The organism is Escherichia sp. R1 (assembly GCF_003000935.1).
Classification (GTDB): domain Bacteria; phylum Pseudomonadota; class Gammaproteobacteria; order Enterobacterales; family Enterobacteriaceae; genus Escherichia; species Escherichia coli.
In genome coordinates this window covers 1-22476 of record NZ_PSRU01000028.1, presented here as the reverse complement: position 1 = coordinate 22476, position 22476 = coordinate 1, and the positions used below count along the sequence as shown (strand labels likewise).

General features: G+C 50.0%; 24 protein-coding genes. 7 read left to right on the top strand and 17 right to left on the bottom strand.

Annotated elements, in window-relative coordinates; genetic code table 11:
* Positions 1–73 precede the first annotated feature (73 nt).
* The 12 genes from C4F37_RS27435 to ccdA form a co-directional block, all read right to left on the bottom strand.
* Complete coding sequence (locus C4F37_RS27435; protein ID WP_001753849.1) at positions 74–850, bottom strand: hypothetical protein; 777 nt, start codon at positions 848–850, stop codon at positions 74–76.
* A 50-nt stretch (positions 851–900) separates the two neighbouring features.
* The gene (locus tag C4F37_RS24520) at positions 901–1419 is read right to left on the bottom strand and encodes a DUF1380 family protein (RefSeq protein WP_123325260.1); all 519 of its coding nucleotides are present in this window, start codon (positions 1417–1419) and stop codon (positions 901–903) included.
* The gene (locus C4F37_RS24515; RefSeq protein WP_001104873.1) at positions 1349–1570 is read right to left on the bottom strand and encodes a hypothetical protein; all 222 of its coding nucleotides are present in this window, start codon (positions 1568–1570) and stop codon (positions 1349–1351) included. The genes C4F37_RS24520 and C4F37_RS24515 overlap by 71 nt, the downstream gene beginning before the upstream one ends.
* Complete coding sequence (locus tag C4F37_RS24510; RefSeq protein WP_000086185.1) at positions 1571–2254, bottom strand: DNA methylase; 684 nt, start codon at positions 2252–2254, stop codon at positions 1571–1573.
* Between the two features lie 76 nt (positions 2255–2330).
* Entirely contained in the window at positions 2331–2642 is a 312-nt protein-coding gene (locus C4F37_RS24505) for a hypothetical protein (RefSeq protein ID WP_011254640.1), read from the bottom strand.
* Positions 2639–3541 carry a DUF1281 domain-containing protein gene (locus C4F37_RS24500; RefSeq protein ID WP_001348615.1) on the bottom strand — a complete coding sequence of 301 codons (903 nt, stop codon included), beginning with the start codon at positions 3539–3541 and terminating at the stop codon, positions 2639–2641. The genes C4F37_RS24505 and C4F37_RS24500 overlap by 4 nt, the downstream gene beginning before the upstream one ends.
* 866 nt (positions 3542–4407) lie before the next feature.
* Positions 4408–5379, bottom strand: a complete 972-nt coding sequence (locus tag C4F37_RS24485) for a ParB/RepB/Spo0J family plasmid partition protein (RefSeq protein ID WP_000817036.1) — start codon at positions 5377–5379, stop codon at positions 4408–4410.
* Positions 5379–6545: a plasmid-partitioning protein SopA gene (gene sopA / locus C4F37_RS24480; RefSeq protein WP_000772446.1), complete on the bottom strand. Its 1167-nt coding sequence runs from the start codon at positions 6543–6545 to the stop codon at positions 5379–5381. The genes C4F37_RS24485 and sopA overlap by 1 nt, the downstream gene beginning before the upstream one ends.
* Positions 6546–7132: 587 nt before the next feature.
* Positions 7133–7888 carry a replication initiation protein RepE gene (gene repE, locus C4F37_RS24475; protein ID WP_000852146.1) on the bottom strand — a complete coding sequence of 252 codons (756 nt, stop codon included), beginning with the start codon at positions 7886–7888 and terminating at the stop codon, positions 7133–7135.
* A gap of 773 nt (positions 7889–8661) precedes the next feature.
* The gene (locus C4F37_RS24470; RefSeq protein ID WP_000016982.1) at positions 8662–9468 is read right to left on the bottom strand and encodes a site-specific integrase; all 807 of its coding nucleotides are present in this window, start codon (positions 9466–9468) and stop codon (positions 8662–8664) included.
* Positions 9469–9774: a type II toxin-antitoxin system toxin CcdB gene (ccdB, locus tag C4F37_RS24465; RefSeq protein ID WP_001159868.1), complete on the bottom strand. Its 306-nt coding sequence runs from the start codon at positions 9772–9774 to the stop codon at positions 9469–9471. It lies immediately after the preceding gene.
* Between the two features lies 1 nt (position 9775).
* On the bottom strand, positions 9776–9994 hold the full coding sequence (gene ccdA, locus C4F37_RS24460; RefSeq protein WP_000813634.1) for a type II toxin-antitoxin system antitoxin CcdA: 219 nt from the start codon (positions 9992–9994) through the stop codon (positions 9776–9778).
* A gap of 566 nt (positions 9995–10560) precedes the next feature.
* Here ccdA and C4F37_RS24455 point away from each other — a divergent pair.
* Positions 10561–11073, top strand: coding sequence for a hypothetical protein (locus tag C4F37_RS24455; protein WP_000151784.1), 513 nt, complete (start codon positions 10561–10563; stop codon positions 11071–11073).
* Between the two features lie 33 nt (positions 11074–11106).
* On the opposite strand, the gene C4F37_RS24450 is transcribed toward C4F37_RS24455, so the two are convergent.
* From C4F37_RS24450 to C4F37_RS24440, 3 genes are all read right to left on the bottom strand, one after another.
* Entirely contained in the window at positions 11107–12240 is a 1134-nt protein-coding gene (locus tag C4F37_RS24450; RefSeq protein ID WP_001542067.1) for a DUF3800 domain-containing protein, read from the bottom strand.
* Positions 12241–12406: 166 nt separating this feature from the next.
* Positions 12407–13180, bottom strand: coding sequence for a hypothetical protein (locus tag C4F37_RS24445; RefSeq protein ID WP_000905949.1), 774 nt, complete (start codon positions 13178–13180; stop codon positions 12407–12409).
* Between the two features lie 12 nt (positions 13181–13192).
* Positions 13193–13693, bottom strand: coding sequence for a HEPN family nuclease (locus C4F37_RS24440; RefSeq protein ID WP_001773886.1), 501 nt, complete (start codon positions 13691–13693; stop codon positions 13193–13195).
* Between the two features lie 264 nt (positions 13694–13957).
* Between C4F37_RS24440 and vapB (C4F37_RS24435) the strand changes: the two genes are divergently transcribed.
* Both vapB (C4F37_RS24435) and C4F37_RS24430 read left to right on the top strand, forming a co-directional pair.
* Complete coding sequence (gene vapB / locus C4F37_RS24435) at positions 13958–14188, top strand: type II toxin-antitoxin system VapB family antitoxin (RefSeq protein WP_001261278.1); 231 nt, start codon at positions 13958–13960, stop codon at positions 14186–14188.
* A complete protein-coding gene (locus C4F37_RS24430) occupies positions 14185–14601 on the top strand; it encodes a type II toxin-antitoxin system VapC family toxin (RefSeq protein ID WP_001034046.1) in 417 nt (138 codons plus the stop codon). The genes vapB (C4F37_RS24435) and C4F37_RS24430 overlap by 4 nt, the downstream gene beginning before the upstream one ends.
* Positions 14602–14645: 44 nt before the next feature.
* Here C4F37_RS24430 and C4F37_RS24425 read toward each other — a convergent pair whose 3' ends face one another.
* A complete protein-coding gene (locus C4F37_RS24425; protein ID WP_001542068.1) occupies positions 14646–18470 on the bottom strand; it encodes a YobI family P-loop NTPase in 3825 nt (1274 codons plus the stop codon).
* A 350-nt stretch (positions 18471–18820) separates the two neighbouring features.
* Here C4F37_RS24425 and vapB (C4F37_RS24420) point away from each other — a divergent pair, with 350 nt between their 5' ends.
* From vapB (C4F37_RS24420) to C4F37_RS24405, 4 genes are all read left to right on the top strand, one after another.
* Positions 18821–19051: a type II toxin-antitoxin system VapB family antitoxin gene (gene vapB / locus C4F37_RS24420; protein WP_001261286.1), complete on the top strand. Its 231-nt coding sequence runs from the start codon at positions 18821–18823 to the stop codon at positions 19049–19051.
* Entirely contained in the window at positions 19048–19464 is a 417-nt protein-coding gene (locus C4F37_RS24415; protein WP_001034044.1) for a type II toxin-antitoxin system VapC family toxin, read from the top strand. Before vapB (C4F37_RS24420) ends, C4F37_RS24415 begins: the two co-directional genes overlap by 4 nt.
* A gap of 74 nt (positions 19465–19538) precedes the next feature.
* Positions 19539–21104, top strand: coding sequence for an ATP-dependent nuclease (locus C4F37_RS24410; RefSeq protein ID WP_001128474.1), 1566 nt, complete (start codon positions 19539–19541; stop codon positions 21102–21104).
* Positions 21089–22111, top strand: a complete 1023-nt coding sequence (locus tag C4F37_RS24405) for a helicase UvrD (protein WP_000361402.1) — start codon at positions 21089–21091, stop codon at positions 22109–22111. The genes C4F37_RS24410 and C4F37_RS24405 overlap by 16 nt, the downstream gene beginning before the upstream one ends.
* Before the next feature lie 253 nt (positions 22112–22364).
* On the opposite strand, the gene C4F37_RS24400 is transcribed toward C4F37_RS24405, so the two are convergent.
* Positions 22365–22476 (bottom strand): IS1 family transposase (locus C4F37_RS24400; RefSeq protein WP_001691633.1); only part of this gene is annotated, 112 nt, incomplete at its 5' end.

The following is a 22476-nucleotide window of genomic DNA, read 5'->3' as shown; positions in this document are numbered from 1 at the left end:
CCGGCGGCGACTTCCTTTGTGCTCTGTCCGGGGACCGGCAGGAAAAAGGCGGGGATTTACCCCGCCAGTGTCATCATTTCCGGATTTTTGCCAGGGCATCCGCCATGCTGCGGATTTCGGTCCGGGCTTCCCGGACCACCTCCCGCAGAACACCACGGTCAAACCAGCGGCGGGGCGGTTCATCCGGTATACGCAGCACATCGCAGGCCAGCCCACTGGACAGGATATGCTCAATACACTCACTGACCAGATACATTTCCACCGACGAAAAACGTGCTCCCCGGTTCACGATGGCATCGAGCACCACGGGCAGGTTTTCGTCATCTTCATCGAGCCAGCAGGGGTGATCGCTTTCCTTCACGACCAGGCGAAAGCGGCGCGTCTGGCGGGTCAGCAACGTCTGACCGGTGGTGGTCAGCGCCGCACGGATACGCCGCGCATCTTCTGCCACCTGGTAACAGATGCTTCGTACCGCATCGTGCACCGCATCAAGAACAGCCCTGATTTCGTCTTCGGTCAGCCATTCTCCGGCATACGGGAAAGACACCTGCGTTCCGTCTGCCGGAAGTACCGGCAGCGACTGCCACTGACTGCCGGACAGTACCAGTTCCGCCCCGGTTCCGGTCAGTCTCTGAATGGCGGAGGCCAGGAGCGGCGGCAGTACGCCGCCGTGACGGTTGATAAGTAACGTCGCCAGCCGGGGCGCATCCAGCCGCACGTAAATGCTGATCCAGCCCGGATAGTTCGGATTTCGCTGGTCAACATCCGTCTCTTCCGGCCAGCCCTGCGCCAGCAGCAGGTTACGGGCGTGACGACAAATCAGTGCGTTCAGCGTGCTGTTTTCGTTCATGATTAAGCGTTCTCCCTGTATCGCCGCCCGCAGGGCAGGCGGCGATAACATCAGTTGTTTTCGTGTGTGTTGTTTTTCAGCAGGGTGCGGGCCTGATTAACCACCGCCTGACGGCGGGTAACGCATTCCGGGACGGCGAGGCCGTTATCACGGGCGGCCCACTCACGTTTCCACAGTGCCTGTTCAGCGGTCTGAATCAGGGACGCCAGCAGTTCAGCAGGGACGGTCACCTGGCGGTTTTCGCTCACGTTGCTGATAATCTCCATCACCGCGGCGGAAGAAATACCGGATTCAGTCCGCTGGTCTTCCGGGATGTCCTCCATGCGCGCCAGGACGGTCCTGATTTCATGATCGGTCAGAGAAATTTCCATACCGTCAGCCAGTGCCTGAATCTCTTCCGGGGACCAGATAACCAGCATCAGCGGCGCGTCTCCCGGATACTTTGCTGCCAGCTCCCGGCATAGCGTTTCGCATGTTCCGTACATTCTCGTCTCCTTCTCAATCTTTGAAGCAGGAATCCAGTTCCAGAATTTCGGTATACGCCTCCATAAACAGGCGATTGGCGCGATACAGCGTCTGGCGTGTCAGGCGTTCAACAAGCACATCGGAATCAAAGCGACAGCGATGCTCCATATCGTTCAGCCTGGCCCGAAGGTCACACATGGTGTTGGCCACCTCCGCCACGTCGGCGCGAAGTTTTTCGTGTCCGGCATAGTTCATTTACGCAGCCTCCGGCATAAACCAGTCATCATTCGCGGCCCCCTGCTGCATGGCCCGTTGCACGGCGGCAAGGCGTTGCTGCCCGGCACGGTGATACTGCTCAAGCAGCTCGATACCGATATACCGGCGTCCGGACTGGAGGGCGGCGACGCAGGTTGAGCCGCTGCCTGCAAACGGGTCCAGCACAATTGCGTTCGGGTGTGTGAAGCTCTCAATCAGCGGTTGCAGGCTGGTAACGGGCTTTTCCGTCGGGTGATGACGATTGCCAGAATATTTCCAGCCCAGCACGTCCGGCAGCGGGTTTTGTGGCAGACGTGGACGGCCTTTTGCCAGGATGTAGGCGCATTCGTGGCGATAGCCCACATATGCGGCCTTCGATGTGTAGTTTTTGGTGAAGACCAGGTGACCAACAACGCTGAATCCCGCATTTTTCCAGGCGGCCATAAAGCGATCGACGCGGTTCCAGCCGTAGAAGCTCACCATCAGCGCGTCTTTTTTGAGTACGCGGTACATTTCATTACAGGCCGGTTGCAGCCATTCATCGGTTTTATCGCCGGCGATGGTGCGCCCGGAACGGTCACGAAAACCGACGAGATATGGCGGGTCAGTTAATATGAAATCAATGGCGTTATCAGGGATACGCGTCATAACATCGATGCAGTTACCAAGGACAAAACGGGACATAACAACGCTCCTTCTCTTACAGAGGGCACCGGGAGGGCCCCCCTGTGGTGCCCGTTCCCCGCTGCCTGTGGGCTGTTCACCGCGTCCGGTAACGGGTCAGGCCGACCGTGGAATATCGCAGCCGTCGTCTTTTTGACGGCGAGAATATGCCGCGAAAGCGGCTTGAAGGGCGTTCATCAGAAAAGGGCGACAGGCTGGCGTACACTGTCACCGGTGCCAGCCGGGAGCAGTAAAAGCGCCCGTCCCGTGCCCGCCGGACGCGGGACACTGACCACAGGCAGCGTTCCTGCCGCGCCGCGTCAGCCGGCGCAGTAAAAAGAGGAGCACGGCGACATCCTTTGTCGGAAAAGAAACGGGCGGTTGCCCGCCCGTCTCCGTCATACTTCATCCCCCGTAATGCGCCACCTTGTCGACTATCCACTCCGGCGCGGTGACTTCCGGCAGCTCATCATCATCTGTCGGGGAAGACCATTCCAGTTCCCCCCACAGCACATCAACAAGCTCTCCACGCTCATATCGCTGCCAGCCACAGAAATTGCAGCCCTGTTCGGCGTACCAGTGCTCCAGCGTGCAGCCGAAACGGCGGCTTAATTCTGCAACAACGTTGCTTTCCGGCTGACACCACGGCGTGTCGAAATCCACTTGAATGAAGTTTTCTCCCTGACGGCTGATATTCACCTCATACCCCACAGGCCACTTCACGCCATACTGTTCCGTATACCAGTGATACGCAGAAGGAACACCGTTCAGAACACCACCGTTAAAGCCATTCACTTCAACATCCAGGCGGGTGGGCAGAACCGTCAGCAGGTCAAACGGCATGGTTTTTTCCGGCAGTACATTGTCACACAGACGGTTCCACCACACCGATACATCCTCGTTACTCCAGAAGCCACACCAGTCACCTCTTTTTGCGGTGAAATGCACGGTGATGGTTTCCCTGACCTCATCCGGTAATCCTTCCCAGCGACGCTGGCCAGTACCACTCTGCAGCCAGAGTTCATGCAGCATCAGGCAGTTTTGCTCATCCAGCAGTACACCGTTCTGCAGGTGTGTCAGCCAGCGGGTGAACGCGATATTCTCCGGCGATACAACACCACGTCCGGCATCCGTCAGTCCGGGGCACGGTTCAAACTGCACATCTTCAGTGGTCTGCAGAAGTCCGGCACTTCCGGCCAGAAACAGCTGAATACCTTCATTTGTGGCGCGGCGATAAAGCGGTGTGACGGCACCGCTGGCCAGTCGTTTAATCTCAGCAATCTGTGCCGGTTCACCAGAAAAATGCATACGATTCGAGCACCAGTTTGGCATGGGAATTCTCCTCTCACATGCGGCCTCCATCAGGCCGTGCCGCACCTGTAACCGGGCGACCGCATACGAATGCAGGTGCGGCCCCGAAGCCGCAGCGCGTGGAGGAGGAACGACGAAACGTGACCGGGTGAGGAGGCCGGCGACAGCGACACACTTGCATCGGATGCAGCCCGGTTAACGTGCCGGCACGGCCTGGGTAACCAGGTATTTTGTCCACATAACCGTGCGCAAAATGTTGTGGATAAGCAGGACACAGCAGCAATCCACAGCAGGCATACAACCGCACACCGAGGTTACTCCGTTCTACAGGTTACGACGACATGTCAATACTTGCCCTTGACAGGCATTGATGGAATCGTAGTCTCACGCTGATAGTCTGATCGACAATACAAGTGGGACCGTGGTCCCAGACCGATAATCAGACCGACAACATGAGTGGGATCGTGGTCCCAGACTAATAATCAGACCGACGATACGAGTGGGACCGTGGTCCCAGACTAATAATCAGACCGACGATACGAGTGGGACCGTGGTCCCAGACTAATAATCAGACCGACGATACGAGTGGGACCATGGTCCCAGACTAATAATCAGACCGACGATACGAGTGGGACCATGGTCCCAGACTAATAATCAGACCGACGATACGAGTGGGACCGTGGTCCCAGACTAATAATCAGACCGACGATACGAGTGGGACCGTGGTCCCAGTCTGATTATCAGACCGACGATACAAGTGGAACAGTGGGCCCAGAGAGAATATTCAGGCCAGTTATGCTTTCTGGCCTGTAACAAAGGACATTAAGTAAAGACAGATAAACGTAGACTAAAACGTGGTCGCATCAGGGTGCTGGCTTTTCAAGTTCCTTAAGAATGGCCTCAATTTTCTCTATACACTCAGTTGGAACACGAGACCTGTCCAGGTTAAGCACCATTTTATCGCCCTTATACAATACTGTCGCTCCAGGAGCAAACTGATGTCGTGAGCTTAAACTAGTTCTTGATGCAGATGACGTTTTAAGCACAGAAGTTAAAAGAGTGATAACTTCTTCAGCTTCAAATATCACCCCAGCTTTTTTCTGCTCATGAAGGTTAGATGCCTGCTGCTTAAGTAATTCCTCTTTATCTGTAAAGGCTTTTTGAAGTGCATCACCTGACCGGGCAGATAGTTCACCGGGGTGAGAAAAAAGAGCAACAACTGATTTAGGCAATTTGGCTGTGTTGATACAGCGGGTAATAATCTTACGTGAAATATTTTCCGCATCAGCCAGCGCAGAAATATTTCCAGCAAATTCATTCTGCAATCGGCTTGCATAACGCTGACCACGTTCATAAGCACTTGTTGGGCGATAATCGTTACCCAATCTGGATAATGCAGCCATCTGCTCATCATCCAGCTCGCCAACCAGAACACGATAATCACTTTCGGTAAGTGCAGCAGCTTTACGACGGCGACTCCCATCGGCAATTTCTATGACACCAGATACTCTTCGACCGAACGCCGGTGTCTGTTGACCAGTCAGTAGAAAAGAAGGGATGAGATCATCCAGTGAGTCCTCAGTAAGCAGCTCCTGGTCACGTTCATTACCTGACCATACCCGAGAGGTCTTCTCAACACTATCACCCCGGAGCACTTCAAGAGTAAACTTCACATCCCGACCACATACAGGCAAAGTAATGGCATTACCGCGAGCCATTACTCCTACGCGCGCAATTAACGAATCCACCATCGGGGCAGCTGGTGTCGATAACGAAGTATCTCCAACCGGTTGAGTATTGAGCGTATGTTTTGGAATAACAGGCGCACGCTTCATTATCTAATCTCCCAGCGTGGTTTAATCAGACGATCGAAAATTTCATTGCAGACAGGTTCCCAAATAGAAAGAGCATTTCTCCAGGCACCAGTTGAAGAGCGTTGATCAATGGCCTGTTCAAAAACAGTTCTCATCCGGATCTGACCTTTACCAACTTCATCCGTTTCACGTACAACATTTTTTAGAACCATGCTTCCCCAGGCATCCCGAATTTGCTCCTCCATCCACGGGGACTGAGAGCCATTACTATTGCTGTATTTGGTAAGCAAAATACGTACATCAGGCTCGAACCCTTTAAGATCAACGTTCTTGAGCAGATCACGAAGCATATCGAAAAACTGCAGTGCGGAGGTGTAGTCAAACAACTCAGCAGGCGTGGGAACAATCAGCACATCAGCAGCACATACGACATTAATCGTGCCGATACCCAGGTTAGGCGCGCTGTCAATAACTATGACATCATAGTCATGAGCAACAGTTTCAATGGCCAGTCGGAGCATCAGGTGTGGATCGGTGGGCAGTTTACCTTCATCAAATTTGCCCATTAACTCAGTTTCAATACGGTGCAGAGCCAGACAGGAAGGAATAATGTCAAGCCCAGGCCAGCAAGTGGGCTTTATTGCATAAGTGACATCGTCCTTTTCCCCAAGATAGAAAGGCAGGAGAGTGTCTTCTGCATGAATATGAAGATCTGGTACCCATCCGTGATACATTGAGGCTGTTCCCTGGGGGTCGTTACCTTCCACGAGCAAAACACGTAGCCCCTTCAGAGCCAGATCCTGAGCAAGATGAACAGAAACTGAGGTTTTGTAAACGCCACCTTTATGGGCAGCAACCCCGATCACCGGTGGAAATACGTCTTCAGCACGTCGCAATCGCGTACCAAACACATCACGCATATGATTAATTTGTTCAATTGTATAACCAACACGTTGCTCAACCCGTCCTCGAATTTCCATATCCGGGTGCGGTAGTCGCCCTGCTTTCTCGGCATCTCTGATAGCCTGAGAAGAAACCCCAACTAAATCCGCTGCTTCACCTATTCTCCAGCGCCGGGTTATTTTCCTCGCTTCCGGGCTGTCATCATTAAACTGTGCAATGGCGATAGCCTTCGTCATTTCATGACCAGCGTTTATGCACTGGTTAAGTGTTTCCATGAGTTTCATTCTGAACATCCTTTAATCATTGCTTTGCGTTTTTTTATTAAATCTTGCAATTTACTGCAAAGCAACAACAAAATCGCAAAGTCATCAAAAAACCGCAAAGTTGTTTAAAATAAGAGCAACACTACAAAAGGAGATAAGAAGAGCACATACCTCAGTCACTTATTATCACTAGCGCTCGCCGCAGCCGTGTAACCGAGCATAGCGAGCGAACTGGCGAGGAAGCAAAGAAGAACTGTTCTGTCAGATAGCTCTTACGCTCAGCGCAAGAAGAAATATCCACCGTGGGAAAAACTCCAGGTAGAGGTACACACGCGGATAGCCAATTCAGAGTAATAAACTGTGATAATCAACCCTCATCAATGATGACGAACTAACCCCCGATATCAGGTCACATGACGAAGGGAAAGAGAAGGAAATCAACTGTGACAAACTGCCCTCAAATTTGGCTTCCTTAAAAATTACAGTTCAAAAAGTATGAGAAAATCCATGCAGGCTGAAGGAAACAGCAAAACTGTGACAAATTACCCTCAGTAGGTCAGAACAAATGTGACGAACCACCCTCAAATCTGTGACAGATAACCCTCAGACTATCCTGTCGTCATGGAAGTGATATCGCGGAAGGAAAATACGATATGAGTCGTCTGGCGGCCTTTCTTTTTCTCAATGTATGAGAGGCGCATTGGAGTTCTGCTGTTGATCTCATTAACACAGACCTGCAGGAAGCGGCGGCGGAAGTCAGGCATACGCTGGTAACTTTGAGGCAGCTGGTAACGCTCTATGATCCAGTCGATTTTCAGAGAGACGATGCCTGAGCCATCCGGCTTACGATACTGACACAGGGATTCGTATAAACGCATGGCATACGGATTGGTGATTTCTTTTGTTTCACTAAGCCGAAACTGCGTAAACCGGTTCTGTAACCCGATAAAGAAGGGAATGAGATATGGGTTGATATGTACACTGTAAAGCCCTCTGGATGGACTGTGCGCACGTTTGATAAACCAGGGAAAAGATTCATAGCCTTTTTCATCGCCGGCATCCTCTTCAGGGCGATAAAAAACCACTTCCTTCCCCGCGAAACTCTTCAATGCCTGCCGTATATCCTTACTGGCTTCCGCAGAGGTCAATCCGAATATTTCAGCATATTTAGCAACATGGATCTCGCAGATACCGTCATGTTCCTGTAGGGTGCCATCAGATTTTCTGATCTGGTCAACGAACAGATACAGCATACGTTTTTGATCCCGGGAGAGACTATATGCCGCCTCAGTGAGGTCGTTTGACTGGACGATTCGCGGGCTATTTTTACGTTTCTTGTGATTGATAACCGCTGTTTCCGCCATGACAGATCCATGTGAAGTGTGACAAGTTTTTAGATTGTCACACTAAATAAAAAAGAGTCAATAAGCAGGGATAACTTTGTGAAAAAACAGCTTCTTCTGAGGGCAATCTGTCACAGGGTTAAGGGCAATTTGTCACAGACAGGACTGTCATTTGAGGGTAATTTGTCACACTGAAAGGGCAATTTGTCACAACACCTTCTCTAGAACCAGCATGGATAAAGGCCTACAAGGCGCTCTAAAAAAGAAGATCTAAAAACTATAAAAAAAATAATTATAAAAATATCCCCGTGGATAAGTGGATAACCCCAAGGGAAGTTTTTTCAGGCATCGTGTGTAAGCAGAATATATAAGTGCTGTTCCCTGGTGCTTCCTCGCTCACTCGAGGGCTTCGCCCTGTCGCTCGACTGCGGCGAGCACTACTGGCTGTAAAAGGACAGACCACATCATGGTGCTGTGTTCATTAGGTTGTTCTGTCCATTGCTGACATAATCCGCTCCACTTCAACGTAACACCGCACGAAGATTTCTATTGTTCCTGAAGGCATATTCAAATCGTTTTCGTTACCGCTTGCAGGCATCATGACAGAACACTACTTCCTATAAACGCTACACAGGCTCCTGAGATTAATAATGCGGATCTCTACGATAATGGGAGATTTTCCCGACTGTTTCGTTCGCTTCTCAGTGGATAACAGCCAGCTTCTCTGTTTAACAGACAAAAACAGCATATCCACTCAGTTCCACATTTCCATATAAAGGCCAAGGCATTTATTCTCAGGATAATTGTTTCAGCATCGCAACCGCATCAGACTCCGGCATCGCAAACTGCACCCGGTGCCGGGCAGCCACATCCAGCGCAAAAACCTTCGTGTAGACTTCCGTTGAACTGATGGACTTATGTCCCATCAGGCTTTGCAGAACTTTCAGCGGTATACCGGCATACAGCATGTGCATCGCATAGGAATGGCGGAACGTATGTGGTGTGACCGGAACAGAGAACGTCACACCGTCAGCAGCAGCGGCGGCAACCGCCTCCCCAATCCAGGTCCTGACCGTTCTGTCCGTCACTTCCCAGATCCGCGCTTTCTCTGTCCTTCCTGTGCGACGGTTACGCCGCTCCATGGGTATTTTCAGTGTTGCCACCATCGTCTGCAGCTGGCTGACGTACCAGGAGTCAGAGAGCGGAACCAGCCGGTGAGTCTGCTGACCGGCGGGCATTCTCCCCGCCGTCCTGGCAGCTTTTTCGGTCCGTTGTTTCAGGGTCGCAAGCTGCACAAACGGATACGGAGGCGCAAGCGAAAAATCCCCCCGCGTCAGCGCCAGTGCTTCATTAATGCGTGCTCCGGTGTTCCACAGTGTGGCCAGCAGCATCTTGCGGTGCAGATCCGGGACGTAATGGAGCAGGGCACTCACTTCCGGAGCCAGCAGATATTTTGGCAGTTCATCATGGACCATCGACATCTGGCGAAGTGCCAGAGCTGCCGGATAATCAATGGCAACAGGCAGCGATGCAGGCTGCCCGGCAGAATACACTGCCGGTACCATGACTGCAGACTGGCTGTGTATAACGGAGCCTGACATTTATATTCCCCAGAACATCAGGTTAATGGCGTTTTTGATGTCATTTTCGCGGTGGCTGAGATCAGCCACTTCTTCCCCGATAACGGAGACCGGCACACTGGCCATATCGGTGGTCATCATGCGCCAGCTTTCATCCCCGATATGCACCACCGGGTAAAGTTCACGGGAGACTTTATCTGACAGCAGACGTGCACTGGCCAGGGGGATCACCATCCGTCGCCCGGGCGTGTCAATAATATCACTCTGTACATCCACAAACAGACGATAACGGCTCTCTCTTTTATAGGTGTAAACCTTAAACTGCATTTCACCAGTCCCTGTTCTCGTCAGCAAAAGAGCCGTTCATTTCAATAAACCGGGCGACCTCAGCCATCCCTTCCTGATTTTCCGCTTTCCAGCGTTCGGCACGCAGACGACGGGCTTCATTCTGCATGGTTGTGCTTACCAGACCGGAGATATTGACATCATATGCCTTGAGCAACTGATAGCTGTCGCTGTCAACTGTCACTGTAATACGCTGCTTCATAGCACACCTCTTTTTGACATACTTCGGGTATACATATCAGTATATATTCTTATGCCGCAAAAATCAGCGCGCAAATACGCATACTGCTATCTGGCTTTTAGTAAGCCTTATGTATTTTACCTTTCGTTATGTTAACCAATAAAAATTAAAATCTGACTTATAAAAACAAAGCGTAATTACCGCATTCCCGTTTCGTATGGATCCGACTTTATTTGAATAAACGACTTTCCGGAAGTGTACAACGCTGAGAAAATCATCATATCGCTGTTTTCCGCCCCTGCGCGGCGCATCACAGTCCAGAGATACAACACAACATATAGTGCCATGGGCAACTGTATGAGGCACTACATGCTGTGCTGACGGGATGTAACGCTGTGCGGAGGGAGAGGAAGATCCGTAACTTGGGGTTTTCGGATCTCAGTGGAGAAAACTGAAAGAAAACAAAAACTCACACATAAATTAAAATGTCAACACAAAAAACAACGAATAGCACTTTTTGCATTCTCGCATAGCACTAATTGCTAAAACGGAGTATATTTGCGTCATCGGCTGCTTCAGGTGGCCTCATGACCATCTTTAAGGAGAATATTGTGGACACAAGTCTGATTGGACCGATCCTTACGGCGCTGCTTGCCGCTGCGGGGTTCTACTGTAAGTTTTGGTTTACGCGTTATCAGGCCTCCCGTGATCAGGCCCAGAAAGTCAGCCGGGCGATCGAGGATGTCCTGAGCAAAATGGCCGCGCTGTTCGGACAGAAGAAACCTGCCCGGATACTGAGAGAGGAATTTTCCGCTGTTATTGCGCCGCTTCATCAGGAAATGCGTATCCTTGACGATATGACGTCCCGTCTGCCGCTGAAATGGCTGCAGCGCGAACAGCGCCACGTTCTTTATCATGCCCGATGGCTGCAGCGGTATCTGGATTCGCGCAGGGGCGGCAGTGACGGGGACTTTTTCCTGCTATTGCACGATGTGGCGATGGGGACCGATTATCAGGTTGCTGACATTCTGGCATCGCAGCATGACTGTAAGCAGCGTCGTGGATCACAGCTGCCGGTTAACCTGAAAACCTGCCCCTAAGAGGGGGCAGTTGAAAGCAGATAATATCCGGCATCAGTCGGGTGATCCCGACACCACATATGGCATGCGTCTGGCTTCATCAAAGTCCCGCAGCTCCTGCGCCAGCCTCATGATCTCTGCGCTTGGTACCGGGAGTTTACCCAGGAGTTCCTTAAATCGACTGGCAACCGACTGGATTGACACGCTGTTGGTCCTGGCTGTTTTCAGATTGGTATAAACAAGGCGGGAAAGTGGCTTTGTCAGCGCCTTGTCTTCCATGAATCGCTTGAATGTCCAGAGATAAATATCTACCAACTCCAGACCTGCACTCTTGGTACCGGACTGGAATACAAGTGGTTCAGCCGGCATATTTTTCATGTTCATAACAGGTAATCCGGGCCCCAGTTCCCAGGGCATATCCCGTATCTGGTAGTAAAACTCGTTAAGTTCACGCTGGGTGGTGTTGAACTGTGACTGCTGGTCAACAATGATACTGGCCTTTCTTTCTGGTGCCCCCAGTCGGGAACAGATCCCGTGCAATACGGACTGAAAGCCAATCATATTGGGCATAATCCGCAGCCTTTCCTTGTTGGTTTTACAGTTATAGCCCAACTGTTCAAAATTGGCTGACGCCCAGTTCAGGGCATCGGTGATCAGCTGCTTCGACCGGTGGTCCAGCGCGCTGGCTGCCGTCCTGCTGATCAGTTCATCACTGACGGTACAAAAAAGTTCCGACGCACGCTCATCATGCGCCTCCAGCCTTGCCGTCCATGCGTTTGAAGCAAGTTCATCATCAAACAGGCTGGCCAGATTCAGCAGCAGGGGGTAGCGCAGAGGGGTCCAGTATGCAGACCAGGGTACGGCTGGATTCATTCCCTGATCAAATACCTGGTCGAAGAACGAAATAATGGCATGATCGCGCTTTACTACCTGCCAGATGTCAAACCGTATCCGGTGCTTTTTCTGCAGAACCAGCAGCGTATCTACAAGGTCAGAAAGGCGGTGCAAGCCCAGTTCCGCAGCGTGCAGGCGCTGCACGCCAAGCGTTTTGCGTATTACGGCTAGATCCGCTTCAGCAACCTTATCCAGATTAGCATCAGACGACAGCACTCCGTAGGAGAGGACTGGCTGGGTTTTGTCAAAAAGGTTTCGGCCAGTCTGGCCTGTTTCATCCACATAAAAGTGCATTCAGAGATCCTTTACCAGGCAGGAGGAAGGGAAACGGCATAATCCGGGTCAATGTAAAACCTTTCTGCAGCCAGCTGCAAGTGATCCACTTAAGGCTTTAATGACCTCAATACTGGGTTCACGGCAATGAACAAACGGGCCGGATCACAGACCCGTTTTTTAGGGATTACATCTGCCCGGGCTGCAGAAACTCGATTCTGGCAATGGCCGACCTAGACACAGATTTCCCGTCACAGTCTATGCCGAAAGTTGCGTTTCCGTCCGGCGGGAGGTCACGGACTGATGTATAGGCATATGACAGAGCCGTTTCAAGAACTCCTTTTTCATAAACAATATCCGCCTCGAACCAGACAATACAGGGATGAAGCACGCTCAGATAATGCGGTTTAAGATCGTGGCCGTATTTCTTCTGGTAGGCCTTACAGACATCCTCTACCAGCTCCGGCAGCCAGAGGTAATCATGCAGTCCATTTTCACTGGCGTTAAAATGTAATTCCCGGACTAAATGGCCAAAAGGCCCCCAGTGGATTTTATCGCCGGTTCTGAGCTGAAACATCTCATCCGGAACGCCCCCCGGAACATCCCATTCCTTCAGGTGTGTACGGACCATCTCATTCGGGGCCAGGTCAAGCAGCATTTTCATGGCGAGGGATTCTGACTGATTTAGCGCCAGTAACCCCGCCGGAAAAGTATTACCGGCGAAAGTCCGGGTGCCATGAAACCACAGAGCCCGGGTGAATGGTCCCGGTTCGCCCAGTTCCGCACAGACGTATTCTCTCAGATACTGAGGTGCATCAACCAACTGGCGAGGATTAAGCTCGTAGATACTTTCAAGATCGAGCGAAAGCAGCACTTTTTTCAGCTTTTCAGGGGAACAGCCAAACCCGGCAGATAATGTATGCAACGCCTGAGTTCGTGAGGAGCAATCGAGAATCAACATGGTGTAAATCCCTTACAAATCCAATATGTTAACATCGGGGGCTCGACGGCGGGCCATATTGTCGAGCAGCAGGGTCGCATAATATTTCAGAAAGGGTAAAAACTCCGGAGCGCTGAAGCTGGCGTAGACTTCTCCATCTTTCTGAGATTCCCTGAAAACAATCCAGTCTACAAGGTGTGCATCGCTGGCTGACTCTACCTGGACGCAGAAATGAGCAACTGAATTCCGCATCTTATGGATCAACTCCCGCAGGTTCATTTCCGGTCCGGGCAGCTGTGACTCATGTAATCCCATTTCAGCTTTAAGTTGCCGCGTTAAACGGTCGGCAAGCAGGAAAGAGAGCGCTCTCTCTTTCGGTAACACGATAAGACCCAGGAGGCAATTCAGGGTCAACGTGTAGTTGTACTGCTCCCTGAATGGTTTGCCCAGCACCTCAATCATTTCGTTATATTGATCGATAAGCGCCAGTGTTCGCTGAACAAAATCGGTCTCAAAATCTGAATAATTTCCCATTTAACCCTCCCGTTCCGGTTCGAGAATCCACTATATCATCCGGCCAGCCTGACGGCTCAGGTACGGCATTTCCTACTATGATATTTTTCGGATCCCGGTGAAAAAAGAGAGAAACATGCAGATACCATGCATATCCATATGTTTGGCATCTGCATATGACAGGCATACGCATATCTCACACATCTGCATATTTATAACATATACATATGTATCACATCTGCATATACTAAACATATATAAAAGCCGCCTTGCCAGGAGGAAGACATGAGAACCGTATCTATTTTCAAAAATGGCAATAACCGCGCGATCCGTCTGCCCCGCGATCTGGATTTTGAGGGGGTGAGTGAGCTGGAGATTGTACGGGAAGGGGACAGAATCATTCTGCGTCCCCTCCGCCCGAGCTGGAGCTCATTCCTGGAGCTAGAAAAGGCCGATCCGGGCTTTATGACGGAACGCGAGGACGTTGTCTGCGACGAAGGACGATTTAACCTGTGAACAAGATCTATATGCTCGACACGAACATCTGCTCGTTCATCATGCGCGAGCAGCCTGAAGCAGTGCTTAAGAATCTGGAGCAGGCGGTGCTGCGCGGTCACCGTATCGTGGTCTCGGCCATCACCTACTCCGAGATGCGCTTCGGCGCCACCGGTCCAAAGGCATCGCCACGCCACGTGCAGCTGGTTGACGCGTTCTGCGCCCGTCTCGATGCCATCCTGCCCTGGGATCGCGCTGCGGTGGATGCAACCACGGAGGTTAAGGTGGCGCTGCGCCTCGCCGGCACGCCGATCGGTCCAAACGACACGGCGATCGCCGGGCACGCCATCGCCACCGGGGCAATACTGGTGACGAATAATGTGAGAGAGTTTGAGCGGGTGCCTGGACTGGTACTGGAAGACTGGGCAGGATAAAGGAGTAAGGCCGCCCCCGACGGACTTACCACTATTTTGCGATGTCAGTCGTATTCATTTTCAGCGTTAAAAAAGGGCTCTATACGAATACGTGTATCAGCGTGAGTAAGTTTCGGCGGCCTGATAAATCCACTATTTCCCAGCTGGACAGCCAGTTGCCACATGGCATCACTACGGGGAATGCTACGATAATTCCTCTCTGTGAGGAAAGCGGCATAATCCTGATGCCCGAACGTCATGAGCACCTGTCTGATGAACTTGTGTGACCCACCGTCATTTTTAAGACATTGCATCAGCAGTGCCTGCTTCTGCCGGTCATCGGTTATTTTGGTGGAGAACCTTATCAGGGCTTGCTGGCTGAGAAGTGGTGCCTCAGAGAGCAGGGCTTCATCTTTTTCCCAGAGCCAGTTCAGGATACTGATACAGACTTCATCTGCAATCTTATCGCCATTCAGAATTAAACGAGTAATCCCCAGGTCAAACTGGTCATCAGAAAATAAAACAAGCTCGTAATTATCACTCAATAATACAGGACGGGCACAAATAAGTGCATAAAGTAGTGATGTCAGTTTGTCACCTTCTTCGTACAGTGCCTGATAAAGTTGTTCAAACACAGTACTGGTTGGTGCCAGCCATTTTTGCTTGATTAGTACCGCAGCATTATTCAGTGGTAAGTTTTCTGGCACATTAATAAGAGTTATCCTAAATGCCATGGTTATCGCTATTAACGCTTCTTTACTGATATGAGGTGATGTAACAGCCTTAATAAGTAATTGCGAGAACTGAACATCAGTCAAAGGCAACGAGTCATTTGGCAATAAAGAATAATTAATATTAAGCCACTCACAAAAAGTATCACCAGCAATTGACGCATCTTCACTCAGTAGAGAAATAACATTATTCCAGCAAGGGGTAATATGATTATGATGAGCCAGAAGTGAATACAGGTTTTGATCATAAGAAATTTCTGTTGTTTCGGTATTCTCTTTGTTCAGGATAACTGATACGTCTTCCAGTACGAAGCTCATACTTTCTGTCATGTACTTTGCATCATCCCAGTCAACGAATGTCGAATTAAGAAAATCAGGAATGAGATCATTTTCTTCAGAGTGTATAAAAACATCACGAATGAATGATGATATGTTTTCATAAACATATTTTTCAAGGTTCGGAATACGAAGCGATTTTATTAAAGCAACAGGCTTCTTACGGAAGGTATCACTGTTATTCTCTGACTCATGAGAAAGTGAGAAACAAATGTTTTGCAGGTTTAACGTGGAATAGGTCCACAATTTTTTCTGTACCACCAAATGCAATGTTTCCTGCCCAGAGTCACTCCGGGCCAAAGGAATGTTAGTCAGGCGACAACCTGAATTCCGCAGGTTTTCACAGAAAAACTGCGCACAATTCTCCGGTAAGGACGTTACGAGATTAAATTGCAAATCGATGAGTCTCTGCAGTTCTTCCCGAGTTATCTGAGAGACGGCTTCCCAAGAAAGTATCGGTAAGGACAGTAATACCGGGAGAAGATTTTGTTCAGCTACGGTATCATTCAGGCGCCCAATCTGGTGGATCATAGTGGATAAATGACCATCCCCGTCGACCATTAATCTGATATATTCCCGCTGCGCAGCAGGTTCCCATAGGGGGAAGATCTCATTGGCCAGTCTTACCATCCGCCGTTCGGCTCCGACCTCTGCCTGCATCCTCATGATAGTCTTCAGAGAGTTCGTATCATTGCGCATGAGGTACCAGAGAATCTGAGGATGCCATGCATTGTCATGCATCAGTATGCCCAGTCCATGCAATTTTGCTACTGTGTTAGCAATATTGCTGAGGGGCATTTTTGCCGTTTCATCAGGTAATCTTCCTGACGTCACAGCCCTGATAAAGTTATTGTCTTCCGTGCTCAGACTACCTGGCATAAAGACTGAGCGGTAGGCCATATAGTCAGTGGAAAGATAACCATGAGATAGAAGGAAATAAATAAAATCAATATTTGCGGCATTATCAGTAATGGATTCTCCGTCATGTTGTTCAGGCGTTGAACAACATGCAATATATCTTTCGAAACCTGATCTCCCCATTTTATTGATGAAAAAAGCAAGATCATACGAGGATGCATTCTGAATCTCGCACCTGTTTTTTTTAATATTTTCCTCCAATCGAGAAACATCATTATTTAGTTTCTTTTGAATAATCGCTATTCTTTCCTGATATTCCTCCTTCATAACCTGAGCTGTTTTTTTATCGATTGTTGTTATAGTAATGTTATATCCACTAGGTTTAATGCTGATTATTTGGTTGCTCAGCAAAGAAAGAAATGTATTTTCATTTTGGATTACATCATCAAAATCATATTGCCCTCCTGTACCTGTCATAATATGTAATCGGGGTGCTGTTTTTTCACTGATATATGGCCGCAAAATTTCACTTCTTAACTCATGTTCAGTGACCACTTCTTCATTATGTAGTTTAGATAGTTCAGTTAGACACGTTTCAATTTTGTTTTTTAGATTATTGCAATAATCCTCTCTTAATTTACCTGATGTATATTCAGATACAATGCTATAAAGCATTCCTTTTTTCTGATCTATCCTGTGATAGTCTTCAGCATAAAGGTTTTTATAGGTGATCAGTGAAATAAGACGCTTTAAATCTCCTCCATTATTCACAATATTCCGGTAAAGACGAAATTCATTCGCAATGTTATGCATAACCCGCATATCAGGAATAAAAAGAGCCAGTCTGGCAAGGCAGTCTTTGAATCCTTCCTGCCTGAGTTCATCAAGTGTAAATTTACTTAGAAAATGCTCAGAAGCATTCTCACTGTCCATTACTGGGATTACTGGTATGACGAAATCGAAAAATTTTGTCCGTGATTCTGGTGTTATGAAAAGATTATCCCTGACAGCGTAGATAAATCGGACAGGATTGTCTGTGGGGAGGCAGTTATTGATAAGCTGATTTATTTCCCGGAGTTTGATAAAAATGGCTCCGTCATTATGACGGTCAAGATCCTCAAATATGACTACATTGTATTGTGTCTGTTCGAAAAAGTAGACGATTTCATCAATGTACACATTGAGAAGAGAAGGGGCCGCAGGGCGTGTTGTAATGGCACCTTTCAGTATGTCAACTTTATCAATACTTACACGCCGATCAAATACCCCTGTACGGTGCAATTTCTTCAGTGCAAAGAATAAAGCAGTAAAAAGAAATATCCCGGCGCTACCAAACCTAGCGAGTACAGGCAACTCCAGCAGAAACTGACTCAGTTCTGGCGACAGGGAGAGCTTTTCCCGGATGTAATCCGGGAAAAGAAAAAGCAGACCAGTTGCCGTCGAAGCCAGTATGAATAACAGACTGGCCGTCATCATGGCTATCTGACACGCACTTACGTCAGAAATGCGCTCCAGACGGGAATAGGGTAACACACTTTTTTTCTCTTTATAGAGCAGTTGTTGCAGGATGCTGTACTCGATTGTTTTCTCTTCGGCTTTTCCCGCTTTTTTTTCGTTATCATCATAGTCGGGCTTACCCTCAACTGACAGCGAATCTCCGGGGTATGCCCGCTGCATTTCAAAGTCAGCCAGTGATACGGTCATCACCCGAAAGTCATTATCCTCCGCCCTTTCCCATGTCAGTAATACCGAACTTTTACCGGCCCCGTACGGCCCTGTTACTGCAATATTTCTGATATCCGGGCGAGAACAGGCAAAATTCAAAGCTTCGATATAGCTTTGTGCTTTTTCATCTGTAATGACTGAGGGAGTCAGTGGTTCATAGGAGGTGTTAATCTGTTCTTCCTGAGCTTTGTTAGCACTCAGTACTGGCATCAGTGCTTCAGTTCGGGATGGTCTTCTCATGTTGATCTTCCAACATTGTTGATTTAACAGGCATTATAACTTCTGAAAACCAAAAAGATAATAAAGGCAAAGGGATACAAGAATTGGCTTATCAAATACTCGGAGATGGTGGGCTCCGACTTCACCAGAAACCGGATCTGCACGGGGAAAGAGAGAAAATAACATAGGCTGAACATATCCATATGCCTGACATCTGCATATTCATGGTATACGCATATCCTCACCATCTGCATATGCTGAATCTATACATATGCCTAACATCTGCCTATACTAAACATATGCACACACCCGGTGCAATGAACATCATTCCGGATATGCATCACATATCCACACTTACCCGGGAGAGAATCATGAGAACCGTATCCATTTTTAAAAATGGCAACAACCGTGCTATCCGCCTTCCACGCGATCTGGATTTTGAGGGGGTGAGCGAGCTGGAGATCGTCCGGGAAGGGGACAGCATCATTCTGCGCCCCGTCCGGCCGACCTGGGGCTCATTCCTGGAGCTAGAAAAGGCCGATCCGGACTTTATGACGGAGCGCGAGGACGTTGTCAGCGACGAAGGACGAGTTAACCTGTGAACAAGATCTATATGCTCGACACGAACATCTGCTCGTTCATCATGCGCGAGCAACCTGAAGCATTGCTTAAGCACCTGGAGCAGTCGGTGCTGCGCGGTCACCGTATCGTGGTCTCGGCCATCACCTACTCCGAGATGCGCTTCGGTGCCACCGGTCCGAAGGCCTCGCCACGCCACGTGCAACTGGTTGACGCGTTCTGTGAGAGGCTCGATGCCGTCCTGCCGTGGGACCGCGCCGCGGTGGATGCGACCACGGAGATTAAGGTGGCACTGCGTCTCGCCGGCACGCCGATCGGTCCGAACGACACGGCGATAGCCGGACACGCCATCGCTGCCTGTGCCATTCTGGTGACGAATAATGTGAGAGAGTTTGAGCGGGTACCGGGTCTTGTGCTGGAAGACTGGGTAAGATAACGCTGTAAAACAAAACAGGCGGTCAGGCGCGGCCGGCCGCTCTTTCAGGCAGCGGTATATAAAGGAATAAAAAAATGCCACTGATCACGCGGCTTATGCTGCAAAACTTCAAAAAGTTTCCGGAACTGGACCTGCGCTTCAGCAACGATCGTAACATTCTGGTTGGGGACAATGAGTCCGGGAAAAGCACTATTCTGCTGGCTCTTGACCTTGTGCTGAGTGACAGCAGGCATCGGGTTGAGGCGCTGGGGGTGGAATCGCTCCTGTCACAGTCAGCAGTCAGGCATTTTCAGGAAGGTGAGCGCCGTGCCGATCAGTTACCCGTGCTGACCGCTGACGTTTTCCTGAGTAATGGGGGAGAGCCTGACCTGAACGGCAGGCAAAATCTGGCGGGTATCGATGCGGATGGTCTCAGAATGCGCATTGCTCCCATGATGGAGGAATACGGTCAGGATATACACCATGTTTTGCAGCAGGATCCTGATAATTTTCCCTATGAATACTATTCCGTGCAGTTCAGCACATTCTCCGGTGGTCATTTCGCAGGCTTCAGACGCTATCTGCGCCATCTGTTCTTAGACAGTGCACGCATTGATAACGAGCATGCCGCACAGGAGTATACGCGCACAGTTTACAGCGTCAATGTGCCGGTGGCCGATCGGTACCGGCTTGAAAACAGTTACCGGCAACAGAAAATGCACTTCTGCGCCCGGCATCTGTCCGCCATAAACGACACGCTGAAAACGTATCAGTTTGGCGTGCGTTCCGGCGCTAAATCAGGTCTTGAGGCGAACCTGGACATTACTGAGGACGGTATTTCCATTCGTCACCGCGGAAAAGGAAGACAGTGTTTCATCAAAACGGAGTTTGCGCTGCAGCGGCATCAGCAGCAGGGGGGAGAGATCCACGCGCTGTTGCTTGAGGAGCCGGAGAATCATCTCAGCCATGTCAGTATGAAGAGGCTGGTTAATCAGCTTGCCACGGAACGGCAGACGCAGGTGTTTATTGCCACACACAGTAGCCATATCTCCTCCCGCCTCGACCTACGTAAGGCTATTCTCCTCGGAGCTACCCGGCCGGTACTGATGAATGAACTTTCCGCTGAGACTGCCGCCTTCTTCATGAAAGCACCGGATAATAACGTGCTGGAATTTGCGCTGGCCAGACGCGTGCTGCTCGTGGAGGGGGATGCTGAGTTTATTCTGATCGAGGCCTTTTATCACCGCCTGTATGGCAGGGCACCGGAGGATGACGGGGTTCACATCATCGCTATCGGCGGAACGAGTTTCCGTCGTTATCTTGAACTGGCCCGTCTTCTGGAAAATCGTGTCGCGGCCCTTCGCGACAATGACGGCAACTATCAGCAAAATTGCGATGAACGCTATGCTGACGTGCTTTGTTCCCGCTCCCGGGTATTTGCTGACCACGACAACAGCCGCTCCACATTTGAAATCTGCCTGTATCAGGATAATGCCGACCTGTGTGATGCGCTTTTCCGCGGAACCCGCCGGACACTCACGGTTCAGGATTACATGCTGGCCAATAAGGCAGAAGCAGCATTCCAGCTGTTACAGTTGCACGCCGAAAAGCTGACCGTTCCTGATTATATCCAGGAGGCACTGGCATGGATAAGAGAGTGATATTTGCGGTTGCCGGCTCGGGTAAAACCACGCTGCTGATACGTCGGTTAAGAGAGGACCGGCGGACGCTGATCCTGACCTTCACCGTAAATAATGAAGCACATCTGCGGGCGCAGATTATCAGACGCTTTGGCTACATACCGTACGGGATCCGTGTGATGACCTGGTTTGAGTTTCTGCACGGTTTCTGTTTTCGCCCTTTCCTGCAGGAGCAACTGTCATCGCGTGGTCTGAGCTTCAACCAGCCCCCTTCCAGAATACCGCGCACGAATATCCGGCATTATCAGGATCCCGCCGGACGGCTGTATCACCGGCGGCTCGCACACCTGCTGACAGCCCGGGGGTTGCTGCCAGATATCCGTACCCGACTTGCCCGTTACTACGATGAGTTGTTCGTTGATGAAGTCCAGGACTTTGCCGGCCATGACTTTAATTTTCTGCTGGAGCTATGCCGCGCGGAAATCTCAGTGCTGTGCTGCGGGGATTTTTATCAGCATACCTTTGACACAAGCCGCGACGGCAACGTCAATGCTACGCTGCATGAAGACATAACCCGATACGAGGCTCGCTTCAGGGCTGCGGGTATCATGGTGGATTGTGAGACGCTCAGCCGGACATGGCGCTGTTCAGCTACAGTGTGTGAGTTCATTACCGGACAACTGAACATTCGCATTTCGGCTCATGGAACACATACCACCCAGATTGAAATCGTCACGGATGAAGCGCGTTCAGCGGCCCTGCACGCGGACAACACGATGATCAAGCTCTTCTATCGCGAACATCACCGTTACGGATGCCACTCAATGAACTGGGGGGGCAGTAAAGGACTCGACCACTTTCAGGACGTCTGCATCGTGATGGGGGCCAACCACTGGATGCGCCTCATCCAACAGAAGCTGGCAGCACTTCCACCATCATCCCGTAACAGGCTATACGTGGCCTGCTCACGGGCACGGGGCAACATCTATTTTATTCCGGAAAGCCATCTTCGGAGATTCAGAAACTAAGTCAGCGGCTTCTCAACTGGGCACAAGCCGGTAAAAAGTAGTCAACGACAAAACTTCAGGCCGAAAAATGAGGCTCCGGTTTCGCCGGAAACCGGACCTGCGTGGAGGGAAACCCGCAGATGATATGATATTTATCATTAATCGCATAATAAATCCTGGCCTGATATTTACAGGCAGAGAAATAAATCATTCGATATATGATTTTATCGTCATCAGCCATTAACCCCCCAGGAAGCGCGGTAATGACTCCAACTTATTGATAGTGTTTTATGTTCAGATAATGCCCGATGACTTTGTCATGCAGCTCCACCGATTTTGAGAACGACAGCGACTTCCGTCCCAGCCGTGCCAGGTGCTGCCTCAGA

What these genes read in the sequence shown, in the direction of transcription:
- C4F37_RS27435 (WP_001753849.1), bottom strand. Translation starts at nt 850, where the DNA reads ATGAACGAAAACAGCACGCTGAACGCACTGATTTGTCGTCACGCCCGT.
- C4F37_RS24515 (WP_001104873.1), bottom strand. Translation starts at nt 1,570, where the DNA reads ATGAACTATGCCGGACACGAAAAACTTCGCGCCGACGTGGCGGAGGTG.
- C4F37_RS24510 (WP_000086185.1), bottom strand. Translation starts at nt 2,254, where the DNA reads ATGTCCCGTTTTGTCCTTGGTAACTGCATCGATGTTATGACGCGTATC.
- C4F37_RS24505 (WP_011254640.1), bottom strand. Translation starts at nt 2,642, where the DNA reads ATGAAGTATGACGGAGACGGGCGGGCAACCGCCCGTTTCTTTTCCGAC.
- C4F37_RS24500 (WP_001348615.1), bottom strand. Translation starts at nt 3,541, where the DNA reads ATGCATTTTTCTGGTGAACCGGCACAGATTGCTGAGATTAAACGACTG.
- C4F37_RS24485 (WP_000817036.1), bottom strand. Translation starts at nt 5,379, where the DNA reads ATGAAGCGTGCGCCTGTTATTCCAAAACATACGCTCAATACTCAACCG.
- sopA (WP_000772446.1), bottom strand. Translation starts at nt 6,545, where the DNA reads ATGAAACTCATGGAAACACTTAACCAGTGCATAAACGCTGGTCATGAA.
- repE (WP_000852146.1), bottom strand. Translation starts at nt 7,888, where the DNA reads ATGGCGGAAACAGCGGTTATCAATCACAAGAAACGTAAAAATAGCCCG.
- C4F37_RS24470 (WP_000016982.1), bottom strand. Translation starts at nt 9,468, where the DNA reads ATGTCAGGCTCCGTTATACACAGCCAGTCTGCAGTCATGGTACCGGCA.
- ccdB (WP_001159868.1), bottom strand. Translation starts at nt 9,774, where the DNA reads ATGCAGTTTAAGGTTTACACCTATAAAAGAGAGAGCCGTTATCGTCTG.
- ccdA (WP_000813634.1), bottom strand. Translation starts at nt 9,994, where the DNA reads ATGAAGCAGCGTATTACAGTGACAGTTGACAGCGACAGCTATCAGTTG.
- C4F37_RS24455 (WP_000151784.1), top strand. Translation starts at nt 10,561, where the DNA reads ATGACCATCTTTAAGGAGAATATTGTGGACACAAGTCTGATTGGACCG.
- C4F37_RS24450 (WP_001542067.1), bottom strand. Translation starts at nt 12,240, where the DNA reads ATGCACTTTTATGTGGATGAAACAGGCCAGACTGGCCGAAACCTTTTT.
- C4F37_RS24445 (WP_000905949.1), bottom strand. Translation starts at nt 13,180, where the DNA reads ATGTTGATTCTCGATTGCTCCTCACGAACTCAGGCGTTGCATACATTA.
- C4F37_RS24440 (WP_001773886.1), bottom strand. Translation starts at nt 13,693, where the DNA reads ATGGGAAATTATTCAGATTTTGAGACCGATTTTGTTCAGCGAACACTG.
- vapB (WP_001261278.1), top strand. Translation starts at nt 13,958, where the DNA reads ATGAGAACCGTATCTATTTTCAAAAATGGCAATAACCGCGCGATCCGT.
- C4F37_RS24425 (WP_001542068.1), bottom strand. Translation starts at nt 18,470, where the DNA reads ATGAGAAGACCATCCCGAACTGAAGCACTGATGCCAGTACTGAGTGCT.
- vapB (WP_001261286.1), top strand. Translation starts at nt 18,821, where the DNA reads ATGAGAACCGTATCCATTTTTAAAAATGGCAACAACCGTGCTATCCGC.
- C4F37_RS24410 (WP_001128474.1), top strand. Translation starts at nt 19,539, where the DNA reads ATGCCACTGATCACGCGGCTTATGCTGCAAAACTTCAAAAAGTTTCCG.
- C4F37_RS24405 (WP_000361402.1), top strand. Translation starts at nt 21,089, where the DNA reads ATGGATAAGAGAGTGATATTTGCGGTTGCCGGCTCGGGTAAAACCACG.